The following is a 288-nucleotide window of genomic DNA, read 5'->3' on the forward strand; positions in this document are numbered from 1 at the left end:
TTCTTCCTTAGAGAGTTTCAGGGTTTTCTTTCGGCCGAATAAATTCATTTCTTGTATATTCCTTTCTGTCATAATCTGTCTGATAAGAGCGTTCCTGCTTAGTCAAAAGGAAACGGACCTCATCTTTAATTTTTTCATCAATATAACACCCGAAAATAACAAAAGGCGCTAATAATAAAATATCAACGCCATAAAGGATTATATCAGGTGCCTTCAGCCAATAGAGGATGGTGGTGACAACTACTGTCAATGCGATACCAAATAGTAGCACTAACTGTCTCAGTGTCA

1 protein-coding gene is annotated in these 288 nt (G+C 37.2%); it reads right to left on the reverse strand.

Annotated elements, in window-relative coordinates; genetic code table 11:
- Window positions 1-7: 7 nt before the first annotated feature.
- Window positions 8-288 (reverse strand): type III secretion system protein PrgI (locus CBI42_RS11780; protein WP_094753993.1); only part of this gene is annotated, 281 nt, incomplete at its 5' end.

The organism is Streptococcus sp. KR, from assembly GCF_002238115.1.
Lineage (GTDB): Bacteria > Bacillota > Bacilli > Lactobacillales > Streptococcaceae > Streptococcus.